Source organism: Streptomyces sp. NPDC054961, assembly GCF_053609145.1.
Genome location: NZ_JBSGWY010000004.1, coordinates 139,203 through 145,937 on the forward strand (window position 1 = coordinate 139,203; position 6,735 = coordinate 145,937).

4 protein-coding genes are annotated in these 6,735 nt (G+C 71.2%); all 4 read left to right on the forward strand.

Translation table 11 applies throughout. From position 1 onward, the window contains the following. The first annotated feature begins 143 nt into the window (after window positions 1-143). The 4 genes from ACWF9Z_RS06455 to ACWF9Z_RS06470 all read left to right on the forward strand — a co-directional run bounded on the left by ACWF9Z_RS06455 (window position 144) and on the right by ACWF9Z_RS06470 (window position 6,592). Entirely contained in the window at window positions 144-1,013 is an 870-nt protein-coding gene (locus ACWF9Z_RS06455) for a poly(A) polymerase (RefSeq protein ID WP_453598078.1), read from the forward strand. Window positions 1,014-1,398: 385 nt separating this feature from the next. Further along, window positions 1,399-3,591, forward strand: coding sequence for a discoidin domain-containing protein (locus ACWF9Z_RS06460; RefSeq protein ID WP_453598080.1), 2,193 nt, complete (start codon window positions 1,399-1,401; stop codon window positions 3,589-3,591). A 122-nt stretch (window positions 3,592-3,713) separates the two neighbouring features. Further along, complete coding sequence (locus ACWF9Z_RS06465) at window positions 3,714-4,787, forward strand: DUF1996 domain-containing protein (protein ID WP_453598082.1); 1,074 nt, start codon at window positions 3,714-3,716, stop codon at window positions 4,785-4,787. A gap of 71 nt (window positions 4,788-4,858) precedes the next feature. Next, complete coding sequence (locus tag ACWF9Z_RS06470) at window positions 4,859-6,592, forward strand: discoidin domain-containing protein (RefSeq protein WP_453598084.1); 1,734 nt, start codon at window positions 4,859-4,861, stop codon at window positions 6,590-6,592. The last annotated feature ends 143 nt before the right edge of the window (window positions 6,593-6,735 follow it).

Below are 6,735 nucleotides of genomic sequence, written 5' to 3' on the forward strand. Positions count from 1 at the left end.
CGCGCGCGCGGCGCGGGCGGCGGGGGCCCCCCGCGCGCGCCCCCCCCCCCCGCGGGGCGGGGGGGGGCGGCCCCCCCCCGGCCCCCCCCCCCCCCCGCGGGGGGGGGGGGCCCCGGCGCACGACGCTCGGCGAGGCGGCGGCGGTGGCACTGAGCGCGGTGAGCGACGCCGAGGCGGTACGGGCCTTCGTGGGCCCGGACCACGCGGCCTTCGCCCGGCTGGCACGCGAGGTGAAGGCCTGGGCCCGTTCCCGCGGCCTCGACTCGGCCCCGTTCGGCGGCCTCCCGGGCCTGGCCTGGACCGTCCTCGCCGCCCACACGGTGCACAACGCCCCGGACCTCTCCCCCGGTCCGCTGCTCCACGCGTTCTTCGCCACCTGGGCCGCCTGGGACTGGCGCGTCCCGGTGGCACTGTCCCCGGCTCCGGCCCCTGACACGGACCCTCACACGGACATGGACGCTCACGCGGGCACGGGCACGGGCATGATCGGCGACGGCGACGGCGACGGCGACAGCGACAGCGACAGCGACGGTAACGGCGACGCCCTCACCGTCCTCACCCCCTCCGCCCCGGTCCGCAGCTGCACCACCCAGGTAGGACCCGGGCTGCGCGATCTGCTGGTACGAGAGTTGTACGCAGCCTGGGAGGCGCTCGACGCGGGATCCGGGGGCGGCTCCGCGCCCGGACCGGCCTCCCCGCACCGGCGGCACGCCGCCTGGGCCGTGGTCACGGTGACGGGGACCGGGCCCGGTGAGTTCGAGGAGAACCTCGGCCGCACGCGCGGGCGGATGCGCGCCCTGCTCGGCGTCCTGTCGGCATCGGGCCTCACGGAGGCCCACGCCTGGCCGCGCCCCTTCGACCGCACGCCGGTCCTGGCCCGGTACGCGGTGGGCCTCGGCGCGACGCCGCCGGACGCGACCGCCCTGGCCGGCCTCACGGGTCCGTGGTCGGCGACGCTCCCCGGCACGGACGTGACCTGGGCGGAGTGCGGGTCGGTCCCCGACCTCTTCTGAGGGCCGGCCCGGAGGGGCCGCACCACGGCAACGAGTACCGGCGACGCTCCATGCTGTGACGACAAGTAACGAACACAGCAATGCCCTTGAACGCCCATCGGATTCCCTCCTCCGGACCTGCCGAGGACTTCCGACCGAGGCTCCGCCCCGGCCTCGCGGGCAGGACGAGACGGAGCGGTCAGAGCCTCAGTAGAGACCTGGCAAGTTTTTTCGTCAATACTTTTCACAAGGATTGAAGAAACCCCAAGTTCACAGGCCTGATGCGTGATTGACACTCCATTGGATCTTCAGTTCATGAACGCTCAAACCCTTGACGGCACCTCTTGCAGGGCAGTTCACTCACGCTTCGATCCCCCCAGATCCTCGACGTCAGGAGTTGCCCCGCATGCCCCTGCTCTCCGATCACCCCCCACGCCGATCCCTCCGAGCCCGGCGCGGCCCCTCGCGGCTGACCGTCGCCACGCTCGCGGCCTCGCTGATCGCCGCCTTCCTCGTGCTCCTCCCGAGCACCGCCGCGACCGCGGCGCCCACGCTCCTCTCCCAGGGCAAGCCGGTCACCGCCTCCTCCACCGAGAACGGCGGCACACCCGCCTCCGCCGCCGTGGACGGCGACAACGGCACCCGCTGGTCCAGCCAGTTCGCCGACCCCCAGTGGATACAGGTCGACCTCGGCGCCGCCGCCCAGCTGAGCCAGGTCGTCCTGCGCTGGGAGACGGCCGCCGGCAAGGCCTACCGGGTGGAGCTGTCCACCGACGGCACCAACTGGTCCACCGCGTACTCGACCACCACCGGCACCGGTGGGGTCCAGACCCACGACATCACCGGCACCGCCCGCTACGTCCGCGTGTACGGCACCCAGCGGACCACCGGATACGGCTACTCCCTCTGGGAGTTCCAGGTCTACGGGACCACCGGCGGCACCGGTCCGACCCTCCCCGGCGGCGGCGACCTCGGTCCCAACGTGATCGTCTTCGATCCCTCCACGCCGAACGTCCAGGCCAAGCTGGACCAGGTCTTCGCCCAGCAGGAGTCGGCCCAGTTCGGCTCCGGCCGCTACCAGTTCCTCTTCAAGCCGGGTACCTACAACGGCCTCAACGCCCAGATCGGCTTCTACACCTCGATCTCGGGTCTCGGCCTGAACCCCGACGACACCACCATCAACGGTGACGTGACCGTCGACGCCGGCTGGTTCGGCGGCAACGCCACCCAGAACTTCTGGCGCTCGGCCGAGAACCTCGCCCTCAACCCGGTCAACGGCACCGACCGATGGGCCGTCTCGCAGGCCGCGCCGTTCCGCCGGATGCACGTCAAGGGCGGCCTCAACCTGGCCCCCGACGGCTACGGCTGGGCCTCGGGCGGCTACATCGCCGACTCGAAGATCGACGGTCAGATCGGCAACTACTCCCAGCAGCAGTGGTACACCCGTGACAGCTCGATCGGCGGCTGGTCCAACGGCGTCTGGAACCAGGTCTTCTCCGGCACCGTGGGCGCACCCGCGCAGAGCTTCCCCGAGCCGCGCTACACCACCCTGGACACCACCCCCGTCTCCCGGGAGAAGCCCTTCCTCTACCTGGACGGCTCCGAGTACAAGGTCTTCGTCCCGGCCAAGCGCGTGAACGCGCGCGGCACTTCCTGGGGCAACGGCGCGCCGCAGGGCACCTCGGTCCCGCTGAGCCAGTTCTACGTGGTCAAGCCGGGCACGAGTGCCGCCACGATGAACCAGGCGCTGGCCCAGGGCCTGCACCTGCTCTTCACCCCGGGCGTCTACCACGTCGACCGGACCATCCAGGTCAACCGCGCCGACACGGTCGTCCTCGGCCTCGGCCTCGCCACCATCATCCCGGACAACGGGGTGACGGCGATGAAGGTCGCCGACGTGGACGGCGTCAAGCTCGCCGGTTTCCTGATCGACGCGGGCACCGTCAACTCCCCCACCCTGCTGGAGGTCGGCCCGGCCGGCACCACCACGGACCACGGGGCGAACCCGACCACCGTCCAGGACGTGTTCATCCGGGTCGGCGGCGCCGGCGCCGGCAAGGCCACGGCCGGCATGGTGATCAACAACCACGACACGATCGTCGACCACACCTGGATCTGGCGCGCCGACCACGGCGACGGGGTGGGCTGGGAGACCAACCGCTCCGACTACGGCTTCCGCGTGAACGGTGACGATGTACTGGCCACCGGGCTCTTCGTCGAACACTTCAACAAGTACGACGTGGAGTGGAACGGCGAGCGCGGCCGCACCATCTTCTTCCAGAACGAGAAGGCGTACGACGCCCCCAACCAGGCCGCCGTCCAGAACGGTTCGGTCAAGGGCTTCGCGGCCTACAAGGTGGCCGACTCGGTCAACACCCACGAGGGCTGGGGACTGGGCAGCTACTGCTACTTCAACGTCGACCCGACGATCCGTCAGGACCACGGCTTCGAGGTCCCGGTGAAGCCCGGCGTGAAGTTCCACGACCTCCTGGTGGTCTCGCTGGGCGGCAACGGCCAGTACGAGCACGTCGTCAACAACACGGGCGCCCCGACCTCGGGCACGTCGACCACCCCGTCCACCGTCGTCTCGTTCCCCTGATCCACCCCTGATCCCCGGTTCGCGGGGCGGCCACCGGCCGCCCCGCGTTTTCCGGACCATCCGAGAGAGCGCTCTCCCAGCTCTCTCGGGCCCCGCCCCACCACCCCGAAGGAGCCCCAGCAATGAAACTCCGACCGCGGGCCCTGTCCGCCCTGCTGGTCTCGGCGGCCGTCGCCGTGACCGCGGCCGCCGGTCTCGGCGCGACCGCGCTCACCGCGCAGGCCACCCCCGACACCGCCGCCGTCCACCTGAACATGAACCACGCCGCCGTGGCCCCGCTCGCGACGGGCGACGACCCCGACGGCGACGGCTACATTCCGGCCGTTCCGCAGGTCACCGGCGTGACCCCGTCCTGGAACAACCCGCCGGACCGCTACTTCCACGAGTTTCAGGCCAACTGTGCGGTCACCAAGACCGCGCCCGACGACCCGATCGTGTTCGCCGGCCGGCCCGGCGCCTCGCACGACCACACCTTCCTGGGCAACACCGGCACGAACGCCGACAGCACCACCGCCTCCCTGAGCGCCGGCGGCACGGCCTGCACCGCGCTCGGCGACCTGTCCGGCTACTGGATGCCGACGCTCTTCAACGGCACCCAGAAGGTCCTGCCCACCGGCCCCCAGGTCATCTACTACAAGACCGGGGTCACCGACTACACGAGCGTGCGCCCCTTCCCCAAGGGTCTGCGCTTCCTCGTCGGCAGCCCGACCCAGACCGCGGCCGAGTTCCGCGCCAACAAGGGCTGGGTCGAAGGCTGGGAATGCGGCGACAGCTTCAAGAACACCGAGTTCCCGGCCAGCTGCCCGGCCGGCACCCAGCTCAACATCCGCATGCAGTCACCCAGTTGCTGGGACGGCAAGAACCTCGACACCCCGGACCACAAGGCGCACATGGCCTACCCGGTGACGAAGCCCGGCAACAACGACAACGTCTGCCCGGCCAGCCACCCGGTCGCGGTCCCGATGGTCGAGTTCAAGATGGCCTTCCCGGTCAGCGGGGACATGTCGCAGGTCAGGCTGGCCAGCGGGTCCGGCCACTCCTTCCACTACGACTTCTTCAACGCGTGGGACGAGCGCACCCTGAAGGCCATGGTCGACCACTGCATCAACGGCGGCCTGCAGTGCGACAACCGCGGCTACGACCAGTTCCACCCGGAGGCCGGCACCGTCCTCGGCTCCGACGGCCGGCTTCCGTAGCCCGCCCCGCTCCCCGCACTCTCCTCCGCACTCTCCGCACTCCCCCCACTCTCCCTCAAGGAGGTCCCTGCATGCTCTCCCGCATGCGCAGCACCGTCACCACCGCCGCCCTGCTCGCGGGCGTCGTCACCTTCGTCCCCGCGGGTCCGGCGCAAGCCGCCGGCAGCGTGGTGAAGGTGACCGGCTCCCAGGGCAACTGGCAGCTGACCGTGAACGGTTCTCCGTACCTCGTCAAGGGCGTCACCTGGGGACCCTCCCCCGCCGACGCCGCGCGCCTGCTCCCCGACGTGAAGTCGCTGGGCGCCAACACCATCCGCACCTGGGGCACGGACGGAAGCAGCGCGCAGCTGTTCGATGCCGCCGCCGCGAACAACATCAAGGTCGTGGCGGGCTTCTGGCTCCAGCCCGGCGGCGGTCCGGGCAGCGGCGGCTGCACGAACTACGTCACGGACACGGCCTACAAGAACAACATGCTGGCCGAGTTCACCAAGTGGGTGCAGGCCTACCGCGACAACCCGGCCGTGCTGATGTGGAACGTCGGCAACGAGTCGGTGCTCGGCCTGCAGAACTGCTACGGCGGCACGGAGCTGGAGAACCAGCGCAACGCGTACACGACGTTCGTGAACGACGTGGCGAAGGCCATCCACCGCCTCGACGCCAACCACCCGGTCACCTCCACCGACGCGTGGGTGGGCGCCTGGACGTACTACAAGCGCAACTCCCCCGACCTGGACCTCTACGCGGTCAACTCCTACAAGGAGGCCTGCGGGATCAGGCAGGCCTGGGAGCAGGGCGGTTACACCAAGCCGTACATCGTCACGGAGACCGGTCCGGCGGGTGAGTGGGAGGTCCCGAACGACGCGAACGGCGTCCCGCTGGAGCCGGGCGACCAGGCGAAGGCCGACGGGTACACCAACGCGTGGAACTGCGTCACGGGCCACCGGGGGGTGGCGCTGGGCGCGACGGTCTTCCACTACGGCACCGAGTACGACTTCGGCGGCCACTGGTTCAACCTGACCCCGGCCGGCGAGCGCCGCAAGATGTACTACGCGGTCAAGCGGGCGTTCGGCGGGAACACGGCCGGCGACAACCTGCCGCCGACCGTCTCCGTGCCCTCGGTGCCCGACCCGGGCGCCGTCCCGGCGGGCAAGGAGGTGACGGTCAGCGCTCCGGCGACCGACCCCGAGGGCGACCAGCTCGCGTACGAGGTGCTCTGGGGCGGCACGTACGTGGACGGCGGCAACGGGCTGGTCTCCGTGCCGTTCACGAACCTGGGCAACGGCACGCTCAAGGCCACCGCCCCGGCCAGGACCGGGGTGTGGAAGCTCTACGTCAAGGTCAAGGACGGCCGGGGCAACGTGGGTGTCGAGCAGCGCTCCGTGAAGGTGGTCCCACCGCCCGTGGCGGGGACGAACGTGGCGCTGAACCGGCCGACGACCTCCTCGACCTTCCAGAACGACGGCTACGGCGGCTGTCCGTGCGGCCCCCAGCTGGCCACGGACGGGAACGACACCACCCGCTGGGCGAGCACGTGGTCCGATCCGCAGTGGCTGCGGGTGGACCTGGGTTCGGTGAAGCAGCTCAAGCACGCGCAGTTGGTGTGGGAGAGCGCGTACGGGAAGGCGTACACGATCCAGGTGTCGGACGACGGCCAGAACTGGCGCACGGCGTACGCCACTTCGAACGGTGACGGCGGCATCGACGACTTCGGCCTCTCCGCCTCGGGCCGGTACGTGCGCCTGGACATGACCCAGCGGGGAACCGGCTACGGCTACTCCCTGTTCCACTTCGGCGTCTACGCCTGATCCTCGGCACGACGCCCCCGCAGACCCCGGGGGGGCCCCCCCCCCCCCCCCCGCCGGGGGCCGGGCGGGGGGGGGGCGGGGGGGGGCCGGCGGGGGGCGCGGGGGGCCCGCCACTACCCACGCCCGGAGACCCCCGGCGGGTG